Annotated in this window: 16 protein-coding genes; 13 read left to right on the top strand and 3 right to left on the bottom strand. The window is 73.9% G+C overall.

Annotation, left to right across the window (positions count from 1 at the left end):
• Positions 1–68 precede the first annotated feature (68 nt).
• From JOD48_RS17095 to JOD48_RS17055, 9 genes are all read left to right on the top strand, one after another.
• Positions 69–674, top strand: a complete 606-nt coding sequence (locus tag JOD48_RS17095) for an RNA polymerase sigma factor (RefSeq protein WP_307824224.1) — start codon at positions 69–71, stop codon at positions 672–674.
• 56 nt (positions 675–730) lie between these two features.
• Positions 731–2,227 (top strand): hypothetical protein, encoded by a 1,497-nt coding sequence (locus JOD48_RS17090; RefSeq protein WP_204809883.1) that lies wholly within the window; start codon positions 731–733, stop codon positions 2,225–2,227.
• 317 nt (positions 2,228–2,544) lie between these two features.
• Positions 2,545–3,765 (top strand): inositol-3-phosphate synthase, encoded by a 1,221-nt coding sequence (locus tag JOD48_RS17085; RefSeq protein ID WP_191789597.1) that lies wholly within the window; start codon positions 2,545–2,547, stop codon positions 3,763–3,765.
• Positions 3,762–4,784: an SCO3242 family prenyltransferase gene (locus tag JOD48_RS17080; RefSeq protein WP_204809882.1), complete on the top strand. Its 1,023-nt coding sequence runs from the start codon at positions 3,762–3,764 to the stop codon at positions 4,782–4,784. Before JOD48_RS17085 ends, JOD48_RS17080 begins: the two co-directional genes overlap by 4 nt.
• 44 nt (positions 4,785–4,828) lie before the next feature.
• Entirely contained in the window at positions 4,829–5,722 is an 894-nt protein-coding gene (locus tag JOD48_RS17075) for a sugar phosphate isomerase/epimerase family protein (RefSeq protein ID WP_204809881.1), read from the top strand.
• The gene (locus tag JOD48_RS17070; protein ID WP_204809880.1) at positions 5,719–6,471 is read left to right on the top strand and encodes an EboA domain-containing protein; all 753 of its coding nucleotides are present in this window, start codon (positions 5,719–5,721) and stop codon (positions 6,469–6,471) included. Before JOD48_RS17075 ends, JOD48_RS17070 begins: the two co-directional genes overlap by 4 nt.
• Complete coding sequence (locus tag JOD48_RS17065) at positions 6,471–7,349, top strand: TatD family hydrolase (protein ID WP_191789594.1); 879 nt, start codon at positions 6,471–6,473, stop codon at positions 7,347–7,349. The genes JOD48_RS17070 and JOD48_RS17065 overlap by 1 nt, the downstream gene beginning before the upstream one ends.
• Complete coding sequence (eboE, locus tag JOD48_RS17060; protein ID WP_204809879.1) at positions 7,349–8,608, top strand: metabolite traffic protein EboE; 1,260 nt, start codon at positions 7,349–7,351, stop codon at positions 8,606–8,608. Before JOD48_RS17065 ends, eboE begins: the two co-directional genes overlap by 1 nt.
• Positions 8,605–10,011, top strand: coding sequence for an alkaline phosphatase family protein (locus JOD48_RS17055; RefSeq protein ID WP_204809878.1), 1,407 nt, complete (start codon positions 8,605–8,607; stop codon positions 10,009–10,011). Before eboE ends, JOD48_RS17055 begins: the two co-directional genes overlap by 4 nt.
• A gap of 222 nt (positions 10,012–10,233) precedes the next feature.
• On the opposite strand, the gene JOD48_RS17050 is transcribed toward JOD48_RS17055, so the two are convergent.
• Complete coding sequence (locus JOD48_RS17050; RefSeq protein ID WP_191789591.1) at positions 10,234–13,863, bottom strand: S8 family peptidase; 3,630 nt, start codon at positions 13,861–13,863, stop codon at positions 10,234–10,236.
• A gap of 296 nt (positions 13,864–14,159) precedes the next feature.
• On the opposite strand from JOD48_RS17050, the gene JOD48_RS17045 reads away from it, so the two are divergent.
• Positions 14,160–14,846, top strand: coding sequence for a beta/gamma crystallin family protein (locus JOD48_RS17045; RefSeq protein WP_191789590.1), 687 nt, complete (start codon positions 14,160–14,162; stop codon positions 14,844–14,846).
• A gap of 67 nt (positions 14,847–14,913) precedes the next feature.
• On the opposite strand, the gene JOD48_RS17040 is transcribed toward JOD48_RS17045, so the two are convergent.
• A complete protein-coding gene (locus JOD48_RS17040; RefSeq protein WP_204809877.1) occupies positions 14,914–17,679 on the bottom strand; it encodes a cation-translocating P-type ATPase in 2,766 nt (921 codons plus the stop codon).
• 167 nt (positions 17,680–17,846) lie between these two features.
• On the opposite strand from JOD48_RS17040, the gene JOD48_RS17035 reads away from it, so the two are divergent.
• The 3 genes from JOD48_RS17035 (at position 17,847) to JOD48_RS17025 (ending at position 19,450) form a co-directional block, all read left to right on the top strand.
• Positions 17,847–18,164, top strand: a complete 318-nt coding sequence (locus JOD48_RS17035) for a YbjQ family protein (RefSeq protein ID WP_030144034.1) — start codon at positions 17,847–17,849, stop codon at positions 18,162–18,164.
• Between the two features lie 126 nt (positions 18,165–18,290).
• Positions 18,291–18,902 (top strand): hypothetical protein, encoded by a 612-nt coding sequence (locus JOD48_RS17030; RefSeq protein ID WP_191789588.1) that lies wholly within the window; start codon positions 18,291–18,293, stop codon positions 18,900–18,902.
• A 107-nt stretch (positions 18,903–19,009) separates the two neighbouring features.
• On the top strand, positions 19,010–19,450 hold the full coding sequence (locus JOD48_RS17025) for an OsmC family peroxiredoxin (protein WP_191789587.1): 441 nt from the start codon (positions 19,010–19,012) through the stop codon (positions 19,448–19,450).
• A gap of 14 nt (positions 19,451–19,464) precedes the next feature.
• Here the strand turns inward: JOD48_RS17025 and JOD48_RS17020 are convergent, their stop codons facing one another.
• The gene (locus JOD48_RS17020; protein ID WP_204809876.1) at positions 19,465–20,505 is read right to left on the bottom strand and encodes an NAD-dependent epimerase/dehydratase family protein; all 1,041 of its coding nucleotides are present in this window, start codon (positions 20,503–20,505) and stop codon (positions 19,465–19,467) included.
• Between the last annotated feature and the right edge of the window lie 68 nt (positions 20,506–20,573).

Genomic DNA, 20,573 nt, shown 5'->3' with positions numbered 1-20,573 from the left:
GCTGCAAGGATCAGGACCGCCGCGACACAGGGAGGTTGACGATGCCGGCCATCCCACCTGGAGCCTCAGTGACGCCCCCGACTCGCGACGACGCCTGGTTCGAGGCGCTCTTCACCGCGCACACGACTGCCGTCTACCGCTACTTCCGGCGCAGGCTCCCCGCGGGCGCGGGAGGCGCGGCCCCCGACACCGAGGACCTCACCGCGGAGGTCTTCGCGACGGCCTGGCGGCGCCGGGAGGACGTCCCCGAGGGGGCCGAGCTGCCCTGGCTCTACCGCACGGCCGGCTTCGTCCTCGCCAACCACCGCCGCAAGATGCGCCCGGTCCTCGTGGCCGACGTCCCCGAGGAGGCCGACGACGTCGACCCGCAGTCGCTCGCGCTGAGCGACGACCACGTGCGCCGCGTGCTCGGGGTGCTCGCCCCGCGCGACCGGCGCATCCTGCTCCTCAACGCCTGGGACGGTGTCACGGGGGACCAGCTCGCACAGGTGCTGGGCGTGAGCCGCGGTGGCGCGGACGCGGCGCTGTCGCGTGCCCGCTCCCGACTGCGGGACGCCTGGGCCGCCCAGGCGCGTGCCGGCGACACGGGCGAGGTGCCCGTCGCCCAGGTCCGGGCCCGCGCCGCCGCACAGCCCGCACAGCCGTCGCGTCCCGTGCAAGACAGCGAGCGGTGACGACACAGACGGGGTAGAGGATCCGGGCCCCCGGATCGACGAGCTGGAGACTCACCATGAGCACCGACGACCAGGTCCCAGGAACTGCCCCAGGAGACGCGACAGGATCCCCCGACGGGCACCTGACGCCCGACGAGGCGTACGAGCGCGTCCGCGACGCGGACCCGGCAGCGGACGTGACGCCCGACCTCGCGGCGATCGCTGCCAAGGACGCGACCGTCCGCGCGCACCTCGGCGAGTCGTTCGGGCCGGTTCAGGCCGACGCCCCGGGTGAGCCGGACGGCCCGGCGGGAGCGACGCCGTCGGGCGGGGAGAGCGACGGGATCGACGAGCTGGCCGTCCACCGCGAGAAGAAGCGGCGCCGTGTGCCGCTGGTGGGCGCTGTCGCGGCAGGTGTCGCGGGCGTGCTCGCTTTCGGCGTCGGTGGGTATGCGCTCGGGAGCACAGGGAGCACGGGCGGCGGGGCGTCGGTCGCGACCGCGGACGCACCCATCACCCTCCAGGACCTCTCGGCGGGCAGCCGGGGGGCCGCGCCCGAGGCGGCGGCCATGGGCGCCGCCGACGCGAAGATGTCGAGCATGCCCGGCTTCGGGGGGCGGACCGTGTTCACGTCCGCCGGGCTCGGGACCGAGGGCACGTCGGCCCCGGCGTGGGCGTACGACGCCGCGGGCACCTTCTCGGCCGAGACCGCAGCGAAGGTCGCCGCTGCGCTGGGCGTCGCGGGCGAGCCGCGGCAGGAGTACGGGGCGTGGACGGTCGGACCGACGGACGGTCAGGGACCGGTCGTGAGCCTCCAGCCCGACGGGACCACGAGCGTCTCGTTCAACGATCCCGGCAAGGATCCGTGGGCGTGCGCGTTCGTCGCGATCCCCGGGAGCGGCGCGGCGACCACCGAGGAGAAGGAGGCCGACCCCCAGGCCGGGTGCGGTCAGCAGGACCTCGGCCCGGCGCCGTCGCCCGACGCTGCGATCTCGACGAGCAAGGACGTGCTCGGCTCGCTCGGTCTCGATCCGGCGGGCTACGAGTACGCGACCGAGTCGTACGACGCCGACGGCAAGATCCTTGCCGTGATCGCGTCCCAGGTGGTCGACGACCAGCGGACCGGGGTCGCGTGGAACCTGACGTACTCCGGTGCGGGGCTCTCCTCGCTCTACGGGTCGCTCGCACCCACCGTGTCGATCGGCGAGTACGCCGTGGTGAGTCCCACCGAGGCGGTCGAACGCCTCGGGGACCCCCGGTTCGGGAGCCCGGGGATCATCGCGTACGCGCGGCAGGGCGGCCCTCAGGGCGCACCCCACGCCGCCACGACGGACGTCGCTCCGGTCGAGCCCGAGGTGCCGACGGTCCCCCCGACGGCGGGCGAGGGGGCAGCCGTGTCGTGGCCCGTGGACGAGGTGACCATCACGTCGGCGCGCCTGGGCTGGGCCGTGCACTACCAGGCCGACGGTGGAGCGGTCCTGGTGCCGTCGTACGAGCTGAGCGATGCCGACGGCAGCACGTGGTCGGTCGTCGCGGTGGCGGACGACGAGCTGGACTTCTCCCCGGCCGGCTGACCGAGGCCCGACGAGGCTGACGGTCCCGGCCGCCCAGGGTGACGTACCGGGGGTGCCGAGGGTGACGCGTGAGCGTTGCCCTCGGCACCTTTCTTTTGTCGCCGATTCCGAGAGTCGACGACAGAGCCCTCCGGCTTTTGATTGACCATCGACAAAAGGGGGGTTAGGGTCGCTGCACGGCCACCGCCCCGGCAGGTCCGGGCACGCCTCGCTCGCGCGAACGTGCCCACCACGGGACGGAGCCCGTCGAGGGCGACGAGGCCCTCGACTCCGCACTTCGGTCCTGCCAGCGAGGACCGACGGGACCAGGAGCGACGATGCACCTTTCACCCCACCAGCCCACCTGGAACCACGGCCGCACCGGCATCTGGTTCGTCGGGGCACGAGGATCCGTCGCGACGACCGCCACGCTCGGCCTGGCCGCGATCGCCTCGGGGCTGAGCACCCCCACCGGGTGCGTCACCGCGCAGCCCCCGCTCGACGCCGTCGCCCTCCCGGCGTTCACGGACCTCGTCGTCGGCGGGCACGACATCAGCGACACCCCGCTCGGCAAGCGCGCCGAGATGCTCGTCGAGGCAGGCATGATCCCGTACCGCCTCCTGGAGGCGGTACGCCCCCAGCTCGACGCGGCCGACGCGGAGATCCGGCCCGGCTACGACCCCGCGCACCGCACGGGCTCCCAGGCGTCGGCGGCCGAGGGCCTCGCGGCGGACCTCACGTCCTTCCGCGAGCGCCACGGCCTGGCCCGCGTCGTCGTGATCGACCTCGCCTCGACCGAGCCCCTGCCCGCCCCGGCCCCCGAGCTCGACGACCTGGACCTGCTGCGCGCGGCGCTCGAGGACCCCGAGCGCGACGTCCTGCCCGCGAGCTCGGTCACCGCGTACGCGGCGCTCCTCGCCGGGGCGCCGTACGCGGGCTTCACGCCGTCGGCGAGCATGAACCTGCCCGCGCTGCACGCGCTCGCGGCCGAGCGCGGCGTCCCGTTCGCCGGGCAGGACGGCAAGACCGGCCAGACGTGGTTGCGCTCGGTCCTGGCGCCCGCGCTGGCGTCGCGCGGGCTGCGCGTCCTGTCCTGGGCCGGCTCGAACCTCCTGGGTGGCGGAGACGGTGCGACGCTCGCGGACCCCCATGCGGTCCAGAGCAAGCTCGTCTCGAAGAACCGCGGCCTGCAGGACCTGACAGGGACCACGGTGACCCCGCTCCACATCGACAACGTCCCCGACCTGGGCGACATCAAGGTCGCGTGGGACCACGTCCACGTCGAGGGATTCCTGGGGTCCCGCCTGACGCTGCAGACCACGTGGAGCGCGTACGACTCGATGCTCGCCGCCCCGCTCGTGCTGGACCTGGCCCGTCTGCTGGCGCTCGCGGACGCCGCTGGCCTGTCCGGGCCGGTCCCGGAGATGGGTTTCTTCTTCAAGGACCCGTGGGGTTCGGACGTGCACGCGTTCGCGGAGCAGTCGCGCGAGCTGGGGGTGTGGGCGCACCGGACGAGCGCTCAGGCGGACCAGGCGCGCGCGGAGGTCGGCGAGCCGTGACGTTGCGCGACTACCTCGACCTGGTCAGGGCGCCGGCGGTCCTGTCGGTCGTGGGGGACACCCTTGCGGGCGCGGCCGCGGGCGGCCGGCTCGGCTCGGCGCGCAGCTCCGCCGGGGCCGGGGCCGACGTGCGCCCGTGGCGCCTCGCGCTCCTGCCGCTCTCGTCGGCGTGCCTGTACGCGGGCGGCATGGCCCTCAACGACTACGCGGACCGTGAGCTCGACGCGGTCGAGCGGCCCGAGCGACCGCTGCCCTCGGGCCGGGTCTCGCCCGAGCGGGCCCTGGGTGTGGCGTCGGGCCTCACGGTCGCGGGTCTCGCGCTCGCGGGTGCTGGGGGAGGGCGACGCTCGTTCGTCCTCGCGGTGCCGCTCGCGGCGAGCGTGTGGACGTACGACCTGGTCGCGAAGAACCACGTGACCGGGCCCGTCGTCATGGCGGCGTGCCGCGGCCTCGACGTGCTCATGGGCGCGGGCCGGGGTCGCGTGCGTGCGGCGCTCCCGGCCGCGGCGGCCCTCACCGTGCACACGGCCGGGGTCACCGTGCTCTCGCGGGGCGAGGTCCACGGCACGACGCCGCTCGTCGCGGCCGCGGTCGCGACGGGCACGACGGGCGTCGCGGGGGCCGTGGCCGTGGGTGCGCTGCGCTCGCTGCGCAGTGGCCCGACGGCGCCGCTCACCTCTGCGCCGCCGTCGGTCCGGTCGTCGGGCGGGCAGGTCGACGCGCTCGGCCGGGCACGCGCCGTCGTCCCCGCGCTGGCCGCGCTCGCCTCTGCGGGGGTGTACGTGGCCTCGTGCCTGCCGCAGCAGGCCGCCACGGTCGGCTCTCCCGACGCGACGAACGCGTTCGCGGCGACCAAGGCCGGCATCCGGTCGATGGTCCCGCTCCAGGCCTCGCTCGCGGCACGCGGCGGGAGCCTGGGCTCGGTCGCGGTCCTCGCGGGAGTCGAGCTCGCCGGGCGCGTGCTGCGCGCCCGGGGGCGGCGTCGCGTGAGCCCGCACCCCGGTCTGAGCGAGTCATGAGCGTGCCCCCGGCACCGTCGCGGCCCGTGCCCCCCGTCCCTCGCATGCCGTTCACCCTCGGCTACGGCACCAACGGCTTCACCGACCACCCGCTCGACGTGACCCTCGACGTCCTCGCGCACGAGGGGTACGGCGCCGTGGCCCTGACGCTCGGGCACCCGCACCTGGACCCCTTCGCCGACGACACCGACGCGCAGGTCGCCCGCCTGCGCGGTCGTCTCGACGACCTGGGGATGCGCGTGGTCGTCGAGACGGGCACGCGCTTCCTGCTCGACCCGTTCCGCAAGCACCACCCGACGTTCCTCGACCCCGACGAGGCGCTCGCCGACCTGCGGGTCCGCTTCCTGTGCCGCGCGGTCGAGGTCGCGGCGGGCCTGCGTGCCGAGTGCGTGTCCTTCTTCTCAGGCGTCCTGCCCGCGGGCACGACGGCGGAGCAGGGGTGGGACCGTCTGCTCGCCCGGGTGCCGCGCGTCGTGGCTCACGCCCGGGACCACGGGGTCCGGCTCGCGCTCGAGCCCGAGCCGGGGATGCTCGTCGAGACGGTCGCCGACGCACTGCGGCTGCGTGCGGACGCCGGGTCGCCCGACGAGCTGGGTCTGACGGTGGACCTGGGGCACTGCGTGGTCGTCGAGCCCGGCGGGGTGCGCGGCGCGCTGCTCGCCGCGGCGCCGCACCTGCTGAACGTGCAGGTCGACGACATGCGGCACACCGCGCACGAGCACCTGCCGTTCGGGGAGGGCGAGCTCGACCTTCCCCTGGCCCTGGGCACGCTCGGCGAGATCGGCTACACGGGCGTCGCGGCGGTCGAGCTGCCCCGCCACTCGTACGACGCCCCCGGGCTCGCGCACCGCAGCATGGCCGCGATGACCGACGCCTGGGTCGTCCGGCACCACACCACGACAGGTTCCGCATCCACACCCCAGGAGGCACTCCGATGACCGTCCCCGACCTGACCGACGCACCGGGCCGCCCGACCACCGCGGGCGACCCCGACGCCCTCGTGGGCCTGCTCTCCGACGAGCAGGCCGCCTGGCTGGCCGCGGCGTGCGGCGAGGTGGCCGCGGACCCGGGCTCCGCCGTCGGGCACCTGGCGCGGGCCGGGCGGGCCGTGGGACGCACGCCCCTGGACCCGGGCGCGGACCCCGCCGGGGTCCTGCACGGGACGCTCGACGACGCCGCGCGCGCCCGCCTCGTCGTGGCGCTCGCGGGCGCCCTGCCCGCCGACGGCGAGTCCCTCGCGACGCGCCTGACCGAGACCTACCAGCGCGGGGACACGCCCGAGCGGCGGGGCGTACTGCGCGGGCTCGACGCGCTGACGCTCGCCGGGAAGCCCAGCGGCACCCTGCCGCCCGCCGTGGTCCGTGCCGGGACCACGCTCGCGGCCGACGCGCTGCGGGCCAACGACCAGAGCCTCGTGGCGGCGGCCGTCGGACCCTTCGCGGCTGCGCACCTCGACGACCACGCGTGGCGCCACGCCGTCCTCAAGCTCGTGTTCATGGGCGTGAGCCTCGACGCGGTCGCCGGGCTCGACGAGCGCGCCGACGACGAGCTCGCGCGCATGGCCCGCGACTTCGCGGCCGAGCGCCGGGCGGCGGGGCGCGTCGTGCCCGACGACGTCGCGCGCATCGTGCCCGAGCTCACCCCCGCACCCCCGACCTCTCTCGCGAACCACAGCAAGGACGCCTGATGCGCATCTTCGACCCCCACATCCACATGACCTCCCGCACGACCGACGACTACGAGGCCATGTACGCCGCGGGCGTGCGTGCGCTCGTGGAGCCCGCGTTCTGGCTCGGGCAGCCCCGCACGACCGTCGGGTCGTTCCTCGACTACTTCGACTCCCTGCTGGGCTGGGAGCGGTTCCGGGCCACGCAGTTCGGCATCCGTCACCACGCGACGATCGCTCTCAACCCCAAGGAGGCGAACGACCCGCGCTGCACCGAGGTGCTCGACGAGATCCCGCGCTACCTCGCCAAGGACGGCGTGGTCGCGGTCGGCGAGGTCGGCTACGACTCCATGACGCCCGCCGAGGACGAGGCGTTCACGCGCCAGCTCGCGATGGCGGTCGACGCGGCCCTCCCCGTCATGGTCCACACCCCGCACCGCGACAAGCTCGTCGGGACCCACCGCACGCTCGACGTGGTGCGCGAGTCGGGGATCGCCCCCGGGATGGTCGTGGTCGACCACCTCAACGAGACCAACGTCGCGCTCGTCAAGGACGCCGGGGCCTGGATGGGGTTCTCGGTCTACCCCGACACCAAGATGGACGAGCACCGCATGGTCGCGATCCTGCTCGAGCACGGCACCGAGCGCGTGCTCGTGAACTCGGCCGCGGACTGGGGACGCTCGGACCCGCTCAAGACGCTCAAGACCGGGCGGGCGATGCTCGCGGCCGGGTTCAGCGACGACGAGGTCGACAAGGTCCTGTGGCGCAACCCCGTCGAGTTCTACGGGCAGTCGGGGAACCTGCTGCTCGACCCCGTGCCCGGGTTCGTCGAGGGCGAGGCCCCCGCCGCGACCGCGAGCTACGAGGGCAGCTCGGTGCTGCGCGGGGCCCGGGTCTGATGCAGCTCTCGTACTGCACCAACGTCCACCCCGCCGAGGACCTCGACGGCGTGGTCGACCAGCTCGCGCGGTACGCCGGGCCCGTGCGCGAGGCCGCGGGGCTCGACGTGCTCGGGGTCGGGCTGTGGTTGCCGGCCGCGCTCGCGCACCGGCTCTCGGCGTCGCCGCGCGCGGCCGAGGACATGGCCCGGCTGCGGGCCGCGCTCGACGAGCACGGGCTGCAGGTGCACACGCTCAACGCGTTCCCCTACGGCGGGTTCCACGACGACGTCGTCAAGCTCGCGGTCTACTCGCCCACCTGGGCCGACGCCGAGCGGCTCGCGTACACGCTCGAGTGCGCCGAGGTCCTCGCGGCCCTCCTGCCCGACGGCGTGGACGGGTCGATCTCGACGCTCCCGCTCGCGTGGCGCGAGCCGGACGGGGTCGCGTGGTCGCCCGCCCAGGACGCCGCGGCGACGCGCGCGTTCGAGGACCTCTCGGCCGGGCTGCGCGACCTCGCCGCCCGCACGGGCAAGGTCGTGCGCGTCGCCGTCGAGCCCGAGCCCGGGTGCGTGCTCGACACGGTCGAGGACGTCGTGACGTGGCTCGAGGCGCGGCTCGCACCCGGCCCGGCAGGTCGGGCTCGTGAGCAGGCGGGAGGCATCGACCCCGCGTTCGTGGGCGTCTGCCTCGACACGTGCCACCTCGCGGTCTCGTTCGCCGCCCCGGCCGCGGCCGTCGAGCGCATCACGGGGGCCGGCCTGCGCGTGGTCAAGGTGCAGGCCTCGGCCGCGCTGCACCTCGCCGAGCCGTCCGCGCCGGGGGCTCGCGACGCCGTCGGGCAGTTCGTCGAGAAGCGCTACATCCACCAGGTGCGCGAGCTCGCCCCGGGCGGCGACGTGCTGCCCGTCGACGACCTGCCCGACGCCCTGGGCACCGGTGCGGCGCCCGGGCTGCCGGGGGAGGGGCCGTGGCGCGTGCACTTCCACGTGCCCCTGCACCACCAGCCCGCCCCGCCCCTGGCCGCGACGACCGACGTGCTGCGCGACGCCGTCGCTGCCGTGCGCGCCGCGCCGCACGGCCACGAGGCCCACCTCGACGTCGAGACGTACACGTGGGCCGTGCTGCCGCCCGGCTCGCCCGCGTTCCCGTCACCGTCGGCGGTCGAACCGCTCGTCGCCGGGATCGCCGCCGAGCTGCGGTGGGCCACCGAGCACCTGCTCGGGCCCGGGCCCGCGTCCTCCACCACCACCCCTCAGACCTCAGGAGTCCTCGCATGAAGCCCGTGCTGCTGCTCGACGTCGTCGGGCTCACCGAGAAGGCCCTCGCCCACATGCCGCGCCTGCGGCAGCTCGCCGCGGGCGGCTGGCAGACCCAGCTCGCGACCGTGCTCCCCGCCGTCACCTGCACCGTCCAGGCGACCATGACGACCGGCCTCGCCCCCGCCCAGCACGGCGCCGTGGGCAACGGCTGGTACTTCCGCGAGCTCGGCGAGGTGTTCCTCTGGCGCCAGCACAACAAGCTCGTCTCGGGCGAGAAGATCTGGGAGGCCGCCCGGGCCGCGAACCCCGACCACCGCACCGCGAACGTCTGCTGGTGGTACGCCATGGGCGCCACGACCGACGTCACCGTCACGCCCCGGCCGATCTACCACGCCGACGGGCGCAAGTCGCCCGACGCGTACATCCGCCCGCCCGCGCTGCACGACGAGCTCACCGGGCGGTTCGGCGAGTTCCCCCTGTTCACCTACTGGGGCCCGACCGCCGCGATCGCGTCCTCGGCCTGGATCGTCGACGCGACCCGGCACGTCCTGCGCACCCACTCGCCCGAGCTCACCATGGCCTACGTGCCGCACCTCGACTACGACCTCCAGCGGTTCGGCCCCGACGCCCCCGAGGCCGACGCCGCCGCGGCCGAGCTCGACGCGGTCCTCGCCCCGCTGCTCGACGACGCGGCCAACAACGGCGTCGCGGTCGTCGTGGTCTCCGAGTACGGCATCGCCGAGGCGAACCGTCCCGTGCACCTCAACCGCATCCTGCGCCGCGAGGGGCTGCTCGAGGTCTACGTGCAGGACGGCAAGGAACAGCTCGACCCGTGGACGTCCAAGGCGTTCGCGGTCGCCGACCACCAGGTCGCGCACGTGTACGTCGACGACCCGTCGCGCCTCGCGCGCGTGCAGGACCTGCTGCGCGCCGTGCCCGGCGTCGACGAGGTCCTCGACCGGGAGGCGCAGGCCCGCTACGGCCTCGACCACCAGCGCTCGGGCGACCTCGTCGTGGTCGCCGAGCCCGGCGCCTGGTTCACGTACTACTACTGGCTCGACGACGCCCGTGCCCCCGAGTACGCACGCGGCGTCGACATCCACCGCAAGCCCGGCTACGACCCCGCCGAGCTCTTCTTCGACCCGGCCGACCCGCTCGCCAAGGCCAAGGCCGGCATGAACCTCGTCAAGAAGAAGCTCGGGCTGCGCTACGCCATGAGCACCGTCCCGCTCGACGCCTCCTACGTGCGCGGCACGCACGGACGACTGCCCGACTCCGCGGCCGACACGCCCCTGATCCTGTGCTCGGAGGCCGAGATCCCGGCGTCGGTCGCCGCGCTCGTCGAGCGCGGGGGACAGGTGCCCGCCGCGGCGATCAAGGGCCTGGTGCTCGAGATGCAGAACCTCGGCGTGAAGGTCTGAGGAGCCGCGGCACGGACTTGTCAGGACGAGCGTGAGCATGGGGCCACGCTCGCTCTGACACGGTTCCCCGGCGCCCCTCGGGCACCCGGGGAAACCAGAAGGGCGCGACCCGTGGGTCGCGCCCTTCGTCGTCCCGTTCACCGGGTGCTGTCGCGTCCCCGGTCAGGACGGGAGCGGCCCCATGCACGCTCCCGTCCTGACGAGGCCCGGCTGGTCGAGGCGTCAGCCGCAGCTGATCGCCTCGTACCCGGCTTCGTAGGGCGTCGTCACCGTGACGCCCTCGACGACCGCGGTGCCCGTGACCGTCGCCGTACCGGCGTCGATCGCGGTCGACCGCGAGCTGAACGACTGCGAGGCCGACTTGCCCGGCGCGACGTCCTTGAACGTCTTGGTCCCGAACGGCGTCTCGACCACGACGTCGGCCTTCGCGGCGCCGTCGTTGACCGCCCGGACCGCGACCTGCGCCTTGCCCGCGACGCAGCGCGACTGCGCCGTGACCGTGAGCTCGACCGACGCGTCGAGGTTCCGGACCCCGACCGTCTGCCAGCGCTTGCCCGCACTCGCGTTGTGCAGGTGCAGCAGGAGCAGCTCGCCCGTCCCGGCCTCGGTGGCCGCCGCCGACCGGTTGACCGTGAGCGGTGCGTCGTCGGCGCCCACGAACAGGAGCTGGCCACCGCCGCTGAACCAGTACGCGGGGTCGTACGGGTCGCCCGTGAACGGACCGACCCGGTCGATCGACTGGTCGGGCTGCGTGCCGTAGTACGAGTACGTCGCGACCGTGAACGACGGCACCGTGCCCGGCTCGATGCCGAGCTCGGCGATCGCGATCGGCACCACGAGCACGTTGCTGTCGAAGACCGACGTGTCGACGTCCGCCCAGACCGAGTTGACCGGCTCGAGCAGCACGCCCTCGCCCGCCCCGTACTCCTCGCCGTCGGGACCGGTCCAGTCCTTGAGCGTGTACGTGGTCGCCAGGGTCAGGTCCGACTCGTTGTACTTGCGGACCACGGTCTCGAACTCGGCCGATCCGTCGCCGTCCACGTCGGTCTCGACCGACGGGAACATGACCGCGCCGAGCGAGGCCCAGTCGCCGTCCATGGCCACGCCGATGCCGATCCGGCCGTCGCCAGGCTCGGCGCCCGCGGCCGCGTACTGCGGTGCGCTCGACGTGAAGCCGACCGCGCGGATGTCGCCCGACGCGACCGCCGAGGCCGACGAGCCCTCGGCGGCGTCCGCCTCGAGCCGCGGGCTCGTCGCCTTGAGCTCGAACGGCGCCACGAGAGACGTCCAGCCGCCCGAGGCCACGCCGCGTCCGTCGAGGTCGAGCTCGGCCGACGTGTCCTGGTTCAGGAACGTGACGTCCTTGCCCGTCAGGTCGCTCACGAGCTTCGGCGCGGCCTGGACCGGGACGCGCAGCTCGCTGCCCGACTCCGGCGTCAGGACCAGGCGACCCGTGAGCATGCCGACGAAGTCGCGCGGCACGCCCGAGGTGGTCTCGGCCGACGTCGGGTCGAGCTGCTTCGCGAGCGTCGCCGGGTCGGCCGTCAGGGTCAGCGTGACCGTCCGGGTCTGCCCCGCGGGGATCGTGAGGTTCGCGGGCGAGACCGTGACGGTCGCGCCCCCCGCGGTGCTCGACGTCGTGAACGCCGCCGCGTACTTCACGGCCTGCGAACCCGTGTTCTGCACGTCGACCGTGCGTCGCTCCGTGACGGTCTTGTCAGCCACGGGCACGAGCCCGTACGACACCGAGACGAGCTCCTTGTCCTGCGCCGAGAACGCGAGGGTCGAGTTCTTCACCGCGTCGACCGCGTCCACGCGACCGGACCCGACCCGCTCGGGGCCGTACGCCGTGCCCGTGCCGCCCTGGCCCGTCCACACGTCGTGCGAGGCCGTGTTCATGACGGCCGTCTTGACCTGCTGCGCGCTCCAGCCCGGGTGGGCCTCCTTGACGAGCGCCGCGATGCCCGCGACGTGGGGGGTGGCCATGGACGTGCCCGACTTGATGCCGGGCTGCGTGAGACGACCCGAGGCCACGGAGGAGATCCCCGTGCCGGGTGCGGCGACGTCGGGCTTCACGACGCCCAGCGAGCCGTGCACCCCGCGCGACGACCCCGCGTTGAGCGTGTCCCCGATCGCGGGGATCTCGACGAACGACGAGTTCGCGAGCGACGGGCCGAGCGTCAGGACGACCCCGCCCGCCTCGATCGCCGGACGCAGCGCGTCGTGGCTCGGACCCGTGAGCTGCGCGCCCGGGATGCCGGCGTTGCCCGCGATCCCGGCCGCGAAGACCTCGAGCTCGGACGACAGCAGGACGCCGACCGCGCCCGCGGCCTGCGCGTTGTTGAACCGCGTCGCGCTCCCGCAGGCCCGGGTGGCGTCGTCGTCGTCCCAGTAGAGGAACGCGATCTTGCCCGCCGTGGCGGCGGCCTGGGCCGGCGTCAGGGGCGTGCACCCGCTGACCGTGGCGCCCAGGAACGCGACCTCCGCGGTCACGTCGACCGAACCCGTGTAGCTCTGCGAGTTCTGCGCGGGGTAGGAGCCCGCGACGCCCGCAGGGGCCGTGACCTCGACGCCGTCGAACGTCTGGGTGTTGCCCACCGAGTTCGCGACCGTGAGGGAGGTGCGGGCGTTGCCCGGCGAGCCGCCCACGTCGGTCACGTCGCCCGCGTTGCCCGACGCGACCACCGCGAGCGTGCCCAGGCGTGAGAGCTGGTCGATGAACAGGTTCTCCGGGTCGTCGGCCGGGCTGTTGTCCGAGCCGAGCGAGAGGTTGACGATGTCGAGCCGGTCGGACAGGTCACCGTCACCGTCGGGGTCGGCCGCGAACTCGAGCGCGTCGACCACGACGTTCGTCGAGCCGCCCAGGTCGCCGAAGACCTTGAGCGCGTACAGGCCCGACTCGGGGGCCGAGCCCGGCCCGACCGTCCAGTCGGAGATGTCCGTGAGGGTCGTGTAGTCGCCGTCGAACGTCGTCCCGTCGGCCAGGACGCCGTAGCCGCCCGTCGTGCCCGCGACGTGCGAGCCGTGACCCGAGCCGATCGAGTCGAGCGAGTCGATCGGGTTCTCGTCCGGCGTCGGGATCAGCGACGTGCCCGGCACGGTGCCCGACGCGTCGTAGTCGTACCCCGCGAAGTCGTACCCGCCGAGGTACTTGGCGTCGTCGAACGTCCCCGCGGGGACGGGGCCCTGCCCCTTGACGCCGTACGCCTCGTCGTACGCGGCCTGCGTGCCCGGGCCGCCGAAGCCCGCGTGCGTGTAGTCGATGCCCGTGTCGATGATCCCGATCCGGACGCCCTGCCCCGTGTAGCCCGTGCTCTGCCAGGCCTCGAGGGCGCGCGTGAACGCGTCGGTGCCCTTGTTCGAGGGCGTCTTGGGGATGATGCGGTAGACCGTGACGACCTTGTCGTCGGCGGCCAGTGCCCGGACCTGCTCGGCGTCACCCGTCACGACGACGCCGGGGACGAGCCTGCTCGTGACGGACACCTGCTGGGGTGCACCCGCGGCGCGGGCACTGCGGGCGTTCGTCTGCGCGGGGACGACGGTGTCCGCGAGGCGCTCGACGACGGCCTGGTTGTCCTCGACCTGCGCCGGGCTCGCGCCCTGGTCAGCGAGGTCCACACCGGACGGGGTGTCGAGCTGGACGAACGCGGTCACGGTCCCGGAGGAGTCGGCGAGCGAGGGGGCGACCTTGCCCGCCTCGCTCTCCGTGGGGGACAGCGAGCTCGCGGACTTCGACGTGAGGTCGGGGCCGGAGGGCCCGGCGGGATCGGACGGTAAGGACGCGGCGGGCAGCGTCGATGCTGCGACCACCGCCAGTCCTGAGAGAGCAGCTAACAACGAACGGTGCTTCATCGACACTCATTTCCCCGGTACGGACCGGTGGCGTTGAAGGTGCGTGGTGGTTCCCCCGTGGTGGTCGCCGACGGCTGTGTGCAGACGACCGTGCCTGCACGCTATAGGTGAAGTCCCGCTCCCGCGCGCCACGCGAACGTCGGGGCAGCTGGGACAAACCAGGACAGGACGCAGGGGACCCCCTACGATCGGTCCGGGGGCGCGGAACACCAAGGTTTCGCAGTCGGTCCTCACCCACGTGTCGACGTCGTCCGCGGGCAGCGGCCGGCTCGGCCCACGCTGTGAAGGAGCACACCATGTCACGTCGTTCGACCCGCATCGCAGCCGTCTCCGCGGCTCTCCTGGTCGTCGGGGCGCTGAGCGCGACCCCCGCGCTCGCCGACGGACCCGACCTCACGTCGAAGTCGTTCGCTGCCGAGGAGGACGTCTGCTCGGTCATCGCCCAGCCCACCCCGGCGGGGCAGGACATCGCCTTCACGCCCGCACCCACGGTCGAGTGCTTCGACTCGTTCGGCGAGGCCATCGAGGCCGCGACGGGCGTGCCCGTGACCGACCCCGCGATCGAGGCCGGCGAGCCCGCGGCCCTGCAGGCCTTCGCCCAGGAGCAGTCGGCCCAGGCGGCGCAGGCACAGTCCCGCGCCGCCGGCCCGAGCGCGACCGCCGCGGCACCGGGGGCGACCATGATGCTGGGCGTCGCGTACAAGGGGGCCAACCACACCGGGGGCAACAAGGTCTTCTGGAGCAACGGCGGCACCGGGTGCAGGACCGGCAACACGTACGGCTTCCCCCGGCTGTCGGACTACCTGTTCAACAACAACATCAGCTCGCTGAACGCGTACGCCGAGTGCTGGGCGACCCTCTACGACCTCGAGAACTACGTCAAGGGCACCTCGACGAACTGCGTCCCCTTCTGCGCCACGCTCGGGTCGATGAACGACCGCGCCTCGTCGATCGTCTTCCGTCCCGCGGGCAGCATCGACTGACGCCTGCTCGCTCGCGGCCGTCGGGCACGTCGCTCCTCGAGCGGCGTGCCCGACGGCGTGGGGGGCCTCAGCGCTGTCGGGCCCGGCCGAGCGCCTTGGCCGCCTCGACGAGCAGGAAGACCACGACCGCGAGCCCGAGCGTGATGCCCCACTCGCGCAGCCCGATGGGCGCGGAGCCGAACCACGAGTGCATGAACGGCGCGTAGACGAACACGGCCTGGAGCGCGAGCAGCGAGCCCGCCGAGTACCAGACCGCCCGGTTGCCCTTCAGGACCGCGGGCGTGATCGACGAGCGGTCCAGGAAGCGGCAGTTGAACAGGTAGGCGAGCTGGCCGAGCGCGAGCATCGTCACGGCCGTCGTCTGGGCCTCGGCCACGCCCATGCCCTGGTCGCGCTCGATGAAGTAGACGGCCATGGTCGCTCCACCGATGAGGACCGAGACGAGCAGGACGCGACGCAGGTAGGCAGCGGTGAGGATCGAGGCCTTGGCGTCGCGAGGCTTGCGCGACATGATGTCGGGCTCGGCGCGTTCGTTGGCCAGCGCGAGCGAGAGCGTCACGGCCGTGACCATGTTGATCCACAGCACCTGCACGGGCTGGAGCGGCAGAGCCCACCCCAGGAGCACCGCGACCAGGATCACGAGCGACTGCGCGCCGTTCGTCGGCAGCAGGAACAGGACGGACTTGCGCAGGTTGTCGTAGATGCGCCGGCCCTCCTCGACCGCGCGCTCGATGGTCGCGAAGTTGTCGTCCGCGAGGACGACCTCGGCGGCCTCCTTGGTCGCCTCGGTGCCTTTGATGCCCATCGCGACGCCCACGTCGGCCTGCGTCAGCGCGGGGGCGTCGTTGACGCCGTCGCCCGTCATCGCCACGACCTGCCCGTGCGACTGCAGCGCCGAGACGATCCGGATCTTGTGCTCGGGGCTGGTGCGCGCGTAGACGTCGACGTCCTGGACGACCGCGCGCAGCTCCTCGGTGCTCATGGCCTCGAGCTCGGCCCCCGTGAGGACCTTGGTGGCCGCGGCTGCGACTCCGGCGGCCCCGATCTGTCCGGGCCCGGCCCCGTCGCGGACGATCCCCATCTCCCGGGCGATCGCGAGCGCGGTGCCCGAGTGGTCGCCCGTGATCATCTTGACCGTGATCCCGGCGTCCTGGCACTGCGCTATGGCCTCGACGGCCTCGGGGCGCGGCGGGTCGACGATCCCGACCAGGCCGACCAGCTCGAGGCCCGCGTCGACGTCCTGCGGGTCCAGGGTCGAGCGTCCCGGGTCCGCCGCCGTGCGGGCCGCGGCCAGCACGCGCAGGCCCTGCGCGCCGATCTCGTCGATCTGGGCCGACCAGAAGTCGTGGTCGAGCGGCTCGGGACGCCCGTCGGGCCCGGTCTGGGTCGAGCAGCGGTCGAGCACCCGGTCCGGGGCTCCCTTGACGAGCACGTGGAGGCCACCGTCGGGGTCCTCGCTGAGCGTCGCCATGTACTTGTTCTCGGACTCGAACGGGACGAGCGCGACGCGCCGCCACCCGGCCGGGTCCAGGCCCGCCTTGAGGCCCAGGGTCCGCAGCGCGCCCTCGGTCGGCTCGCCCACGAGGCGCCAGCCGTCGCCCTCGCCGGTGGGCTCGTGGACGATGCGCGCGTCGTTGCACAGCGTCATCACCTCGGCAAGACGCCGCAGGTCGGGGTGCTCGGCGAGGGGGGCGGGCGCCCCGCCGAGGCTGACCTCGCCGTCGGGCGCGTAGCCGATCCCCGTCACCGCGTACTCGTGACCCGCCGTGCGGACCGTGCGGGCCGTCATCTCGTTCTTGGTCAGCGTCCCGGTCTTGTCCGAGCAGATCGTGGTCACCGAGCCGAGCGTCTCGACGGCGGGCAGGCGGCGCGTGATCGCCCGCCGTCGGGCCATCTGCTGCACGCCCAGGGCGAGCGTGATCGTCACGAGGGCCGGCAGACCCTCGGGGACGGCCGCGACCGCGAAGCCGATCGCCGCCGACACGAGCTCGGGGGTCTCGAACCCGTGGAACACGCGGCCGATCACGACCATGACCACGGCCATGACGAGGATGAGGACCGCGAGCTTCTTCCCGAACGCGTCGAGCGTGCGCGACAGCGGGGTCTCGAGCGAGGGGACCTCGGAGATGAGGGTCTGGATGCGGCCGATCTCGGTCGTCTCGCCCGTCTCGACCACGACGCCCGTCCCCGTGCCGGCGGAGATCAGGGTGCCCGAGAACAGCATGCTCGATCGGTCGCCGACCCCCGACTCGGCGGGCACCTCGTCGACCGACTTGGCCGCGGGCACGGACTCGCCCGTGAGAGCCGACTCGTCGACGCGCAGGTTGACCCCCGAGAGCAGGCGCAGGTCCGCGGGGACGCGGTCGCCCGAACGCACCCGCACGACGTCGCCCGGCACCAGGTCGTCGGCGTCGACCTGGGCCCACGCGCCGTCGCGGCGCACCTGCGCGTGGACCGAGAGCATGCCCCGGATCCCGTCGAGGGCCTTCTCGGCACGCCCCTCCTGGATCAGCCCGATCGCCGCGTTGATGACCGCGACCGCGAGGATCACGGTGAAGTCGATCCAGTCGCCCACGATCGCCTTGAGCACCGCGGACACGAGCAGGATGTAGATGAGGACGTCGTCGAACTGGGAGAGCACGCGACGCCACCACGGTGTGCGCGCGGGCGGGGCCAACCGGTTGGGGCCGACCTCGGCGAGCCGGGTCCGCGCCTGCTCGGCCGTGAGGCCCGCCTCGCTCGACCCCACCTCGGCGAGCACGGCCTGCGGCGGGAGCGCCCAGGGCGTCGGGTCGGCAGTCGCGGGGACCAGAGGGGTGTCCGAGGCTGTCATGCCTCCCATTCAACGCCCGCTCGCTGCCGAGCACCCGAGGAGCAGCCGGGATGGGACGAACCGTTCCATCCCGCCGGGTCGGCGCGTGCACGCCGGGCGCCGTCCCCCAGGTCCTCCTACCGTGAGGAGTGGCCGCGCACGGTGCGCTGCCGTGAGGAGGACGTACCGTGCTGGTCTCCACCATGAACGATGTCCCGGGCCGGACCGTGCAGCAGGTCGTCGGCGAGGTGACCGGCCTGACCGTCCGGTCGCGCAACGTCGGCGCGCAGATCGGCGCGGGGCTCAAGTCGATCGTCGGCGGCGAGCTCAAGGGGCTCACCAAGCAGCTCCAGCAGTCGCGCGACGAGGCCGTCGCCCGCATGGTCGAGGAGGCCACCGCGCAGGGAGCCAACGCGATCCTCGCGATGCGCTACGACAGCGACGAGGTCGGGAACGGTTACCAGGAGATCGTGGCGTACGGGACGGCCGTGGTGCTCGCACCCTGACGGGCACGCCGCTTCGGCGGGCACGCGCCCCGGCGGGCGGCCGGCACCCGGTGCGCGACGGCACCCGGACGCCCTCCCACCGGGCCCGGGGTCTTCGCTAGGGTGCGCGGCGAGGGGGGATGCGTGATGAGACGAGGATTCGCGGGCCTGGTGGCCGCCGGTGCGCTCGTGGCCGGGTGCACGGCGACGCCCGCGCCGCAGGAGACGCCGCTCGTGGAGGCGACCTTGACGATCGTCGGGCCCGAGGAAGGCGTCCCCCGGGCGCTGGACCCGCTCCGACCCGCCGGCCCGAGGGAGCCCGGAGTCCCGGTGGTTCCGCTCCCCGAGGCGTCGGTGGTCGCCGAGCGGCTCCCGGGGCCCGAGGGCGCGATGTCCTTGCTCGGCGGGCGCCTGGCGGACGACGAGCGTCTCGGCACGGTCCGGCTCGAGGGCAGCGGGACGGTCGTCCTCGCGTGGCACGGCGACCCGCCCCAGGAGGCGCTGGCCGCGGTCGCCGAGGCCTACCCCGACGTCGCGGTCCGGGTCGATCCGCTCCCCGTGCTGCCGGGAGAGCTCCAGGCGCTCGCGGAGTCGCTCCTCGGGAACGACCGCTGGCCACAGGTCCGCGCGGTCTACGTGCGCGACGACCTCTCGTCGATCGTCGTCCAGGTCGGCGCGGTGTCCAACCCGCTCACGCTCGCCGAGCGGCTGGCGACCGAGGTCGGGTTCCCGGTCGTGGTGGAGGTCGGCGCGTCCTAGCGCCGAGCGCCGTGGGACGCCGCTGCGGGCGCACGACCTCGGGGTTACGGTCGACGGGTAGTGAACGGCAATGGGTCTCGTACCCGCAACCCCGAAGGAGCCACATCATGGCAGTCCGCACCGCCCGCACCGCGTGGAACGGCACGCTCATGGAAGGCACCGGTCAGGTCGAGCTCACGAGCTCGGGGACCGGCACGTTCGACGTCAGCTTTCCGCGCCGCACGGCCGACGAGGCCGAGGGGATCACGAGCCCCGAGGAGCTCATCGGCGCAGCGCACTCCTCCTGCTACGCGATGCAGCTCTCGGGGGTGATCGGCGAGGCGGGTGGCACGCCGATCGCGCTCGAGGTCAAGGCCGACGTCACGCTGTCGCCGGACCCGGCAGGCGGCCTGCGCATCTCGGCGGTCGCGCTCACGGTCCGCGGCGAGGTCGACGGGCTCGACGAGGCCGGGTTCCTCGCGGCGGCCGAGAACGCCAAGGCCACGTGCCCGGTGTCCAAGGCCCTGACCGGCGCGACGATCACGCTGGACGCGGCCCTGGAGTCGTAGGAGTCCCGGCGACCCTAGGACGGCAGCAGCGGTGGGCTCTGCGTGCCCGCGCCCTCGACCAGGCCACCGACGACCTCGGTGACCGTGGCGTGGGCGTCGTGCACCGGCGCCCACCGCAGCAACCGTCGAGCGCGCGCCGTGTCGAGCACCGGTACGGCGAGCGCGACGTCGAACCAGCCCGGGTCGAGCGGGACCAACCGGGCCGTCCAGGCGACCGCGACCGCCCGCCGCAGGGACCCCGGCGACACCTCCCGGAGCCGTCCCTGCGCGACGATCGCGGCGACGTCGGGGCCCGTGAGGACGTCCTGCGAGGCGATGTTGAACGTCCCCGGGTGCCGACCCACGAGGATCTCGCGGTAGGCGTCCGCGAGGTCGTCGGCGTGGACCACCTGCAGGCGCATGCCGCGCGGCCACACGAGCGTGGGCAGGTGACCCTTGCGGCGCAGCGGCGCCGGCAGGAGCTTGCCGAAGAACAGGCGCGAGACCTCGCTCGCGGCGTCGCGCTGGAACGTGAAGGGCGCGCGCACGCGCGTCACCACGATCCCGGGGTGCTCGGCGTCGAAGCGGTCCAGGAACCCCTCGACCTCGGCCTTCTGCGCGCTCGAGACCGACCCGGCGATCCCCGCCGTGGGCCAGTACTCGTCGCGGGGCGCGTCGTCGAAGGCGGGCGAGTACGCGCTCGCGCACGACGCGACCACGAGGTGCCCCACGCCCGCCCGCGCCGCCGCGGCGGCGACCCGCCTCGTCCCCTCGACGTTGACGCGCGCGAGCTCGTCGCGGTCGTGCGCGGGGTCGATCGCCCACGCGAGGTGGACCACGGCGTCGGCACCGACGAACGCGCCCGCGAGACGCGAGGCCACGACCTGCTCCGGGTCCGTGAGGTCGCAGCGGACCCACTCGGCGGCGTCGAACGGCGGCACGACGGTGCTCGAACCGTCGGCGCGAGGCACCCGGCTCGCGACCCCGACGACCGAGGTGACCACCGGGTCACCCACGAGCCTGCGCAGCAGGGCCGAGCCGACGTTTCCGCTCGCCCCGACGATCACGACACGCATGAAATCTCCTCTCGACGCCCGTTTCCCCAGGCTACCGACCCGACGCTGACCCGGCCGGGGCAGCGAAG

This window comes from Oerskovia paurometabola (genome assembly GCF_016907365.1).
Classification (GTDB): domain Bacteria; phylum Actinomycetota; class Actinomycetes; order Actinomycetales; family Cellulomonadaceae; genus Oerskovia; species Oerskovia paurometabola.
The sequence above is the reverse complement of the archived record's forward strand: the minus strand, read 5'-3'. Positions and strand labels throughout refer to the sequence as shown.

Coding starts and splice junctions, on each gene's coding strand:
- JOD48_RS17090 (WP_204809883.1), top strand. CDS start 731: ATGAGCACCGACGACCAGGTCCCAGGAACTGCCCCAGGAGACGCGACA.
- JOD48_RS17085 (WP_191789597.1), top strand. CDS start 2,545: ATGCACCTTTCACCCCACCAGCCCACCTGGAACCACGGCCGCACCGGC.
- JOD48_RS17075 (WP_204809881.1), top strand. CDS start 4,829: ATGCCGTTCACCCTCGGCTACGGCACCAACGGCTTCACCGACCACCCG.
- JOD48_RS17070 (WP_204809880.1), top strand. CDS start 5,719: ATGACCGTCCCCGACCTGACCGACGCACCGGGCCGCCCGACCACCGCG.
- JOD48_RS17065 (WP_191789594.1), top strand. CDS start 6,471: ATGCGCATCTTCGACCCCCACATCCACATGACCTCCCGCACGACCGAC.
- eboE (WP_204809879.1), top strand. CDS start 7,349: ATGCAGCTCTCGTACTGCACCAACGTCCACCCCGCCGAGGACCTCGAC.
- JOD48_RS17055 (WP_204809878.1), top strand. CDS start 8,605: ATGAAGCCCGTGCTGCTGCTCGACGTCGTCGGGCTCACCGAGAAGGCC.
- JOD48_RS17050 (WP_191789591.1), bottom strand. CDS start 13,863: ATGAAGCACCGTTCGTTGTTAGCTGCTCTCTCAGGACTGGCGGTGGTC.
- JOD48_RS17045 (WP_191789590.1), top strand. CDS start 14,160: ATGTCACGTCGTTCGACCCGCATCGCAGCCGTCTCCGCGGCTCTCCTG.
- JOD48_RS17040 (WP_204809877.1), bottom strand. CDS start 17,679: ATGACAGCCTCGGACACCCCTCTGGTCCCCGCGACTGCCGACCCGACG.
- JOD48_RS17030 (WP_191789588.1), top strand. CDS start 18,291: ATGAGACGAGGATTCGCGGGCCTGGTGGCCGCCGGTGCGCTCGTGGCC.
- JOD48_RS17025 (WP_191789587.1), top strand. CDS start 19,010: ATGGCAGTCCGCACCGCCCGCACCGCGTGGAACGGCACGCTCATGGAA.
- JOD48_RS17020 (WP_204809876.1), bottom strand. CDS start 20,505: ATGCGTGTCGTGATCGTCGGGGCGAGCGGAAACGTCGGCTCGGCCCTG.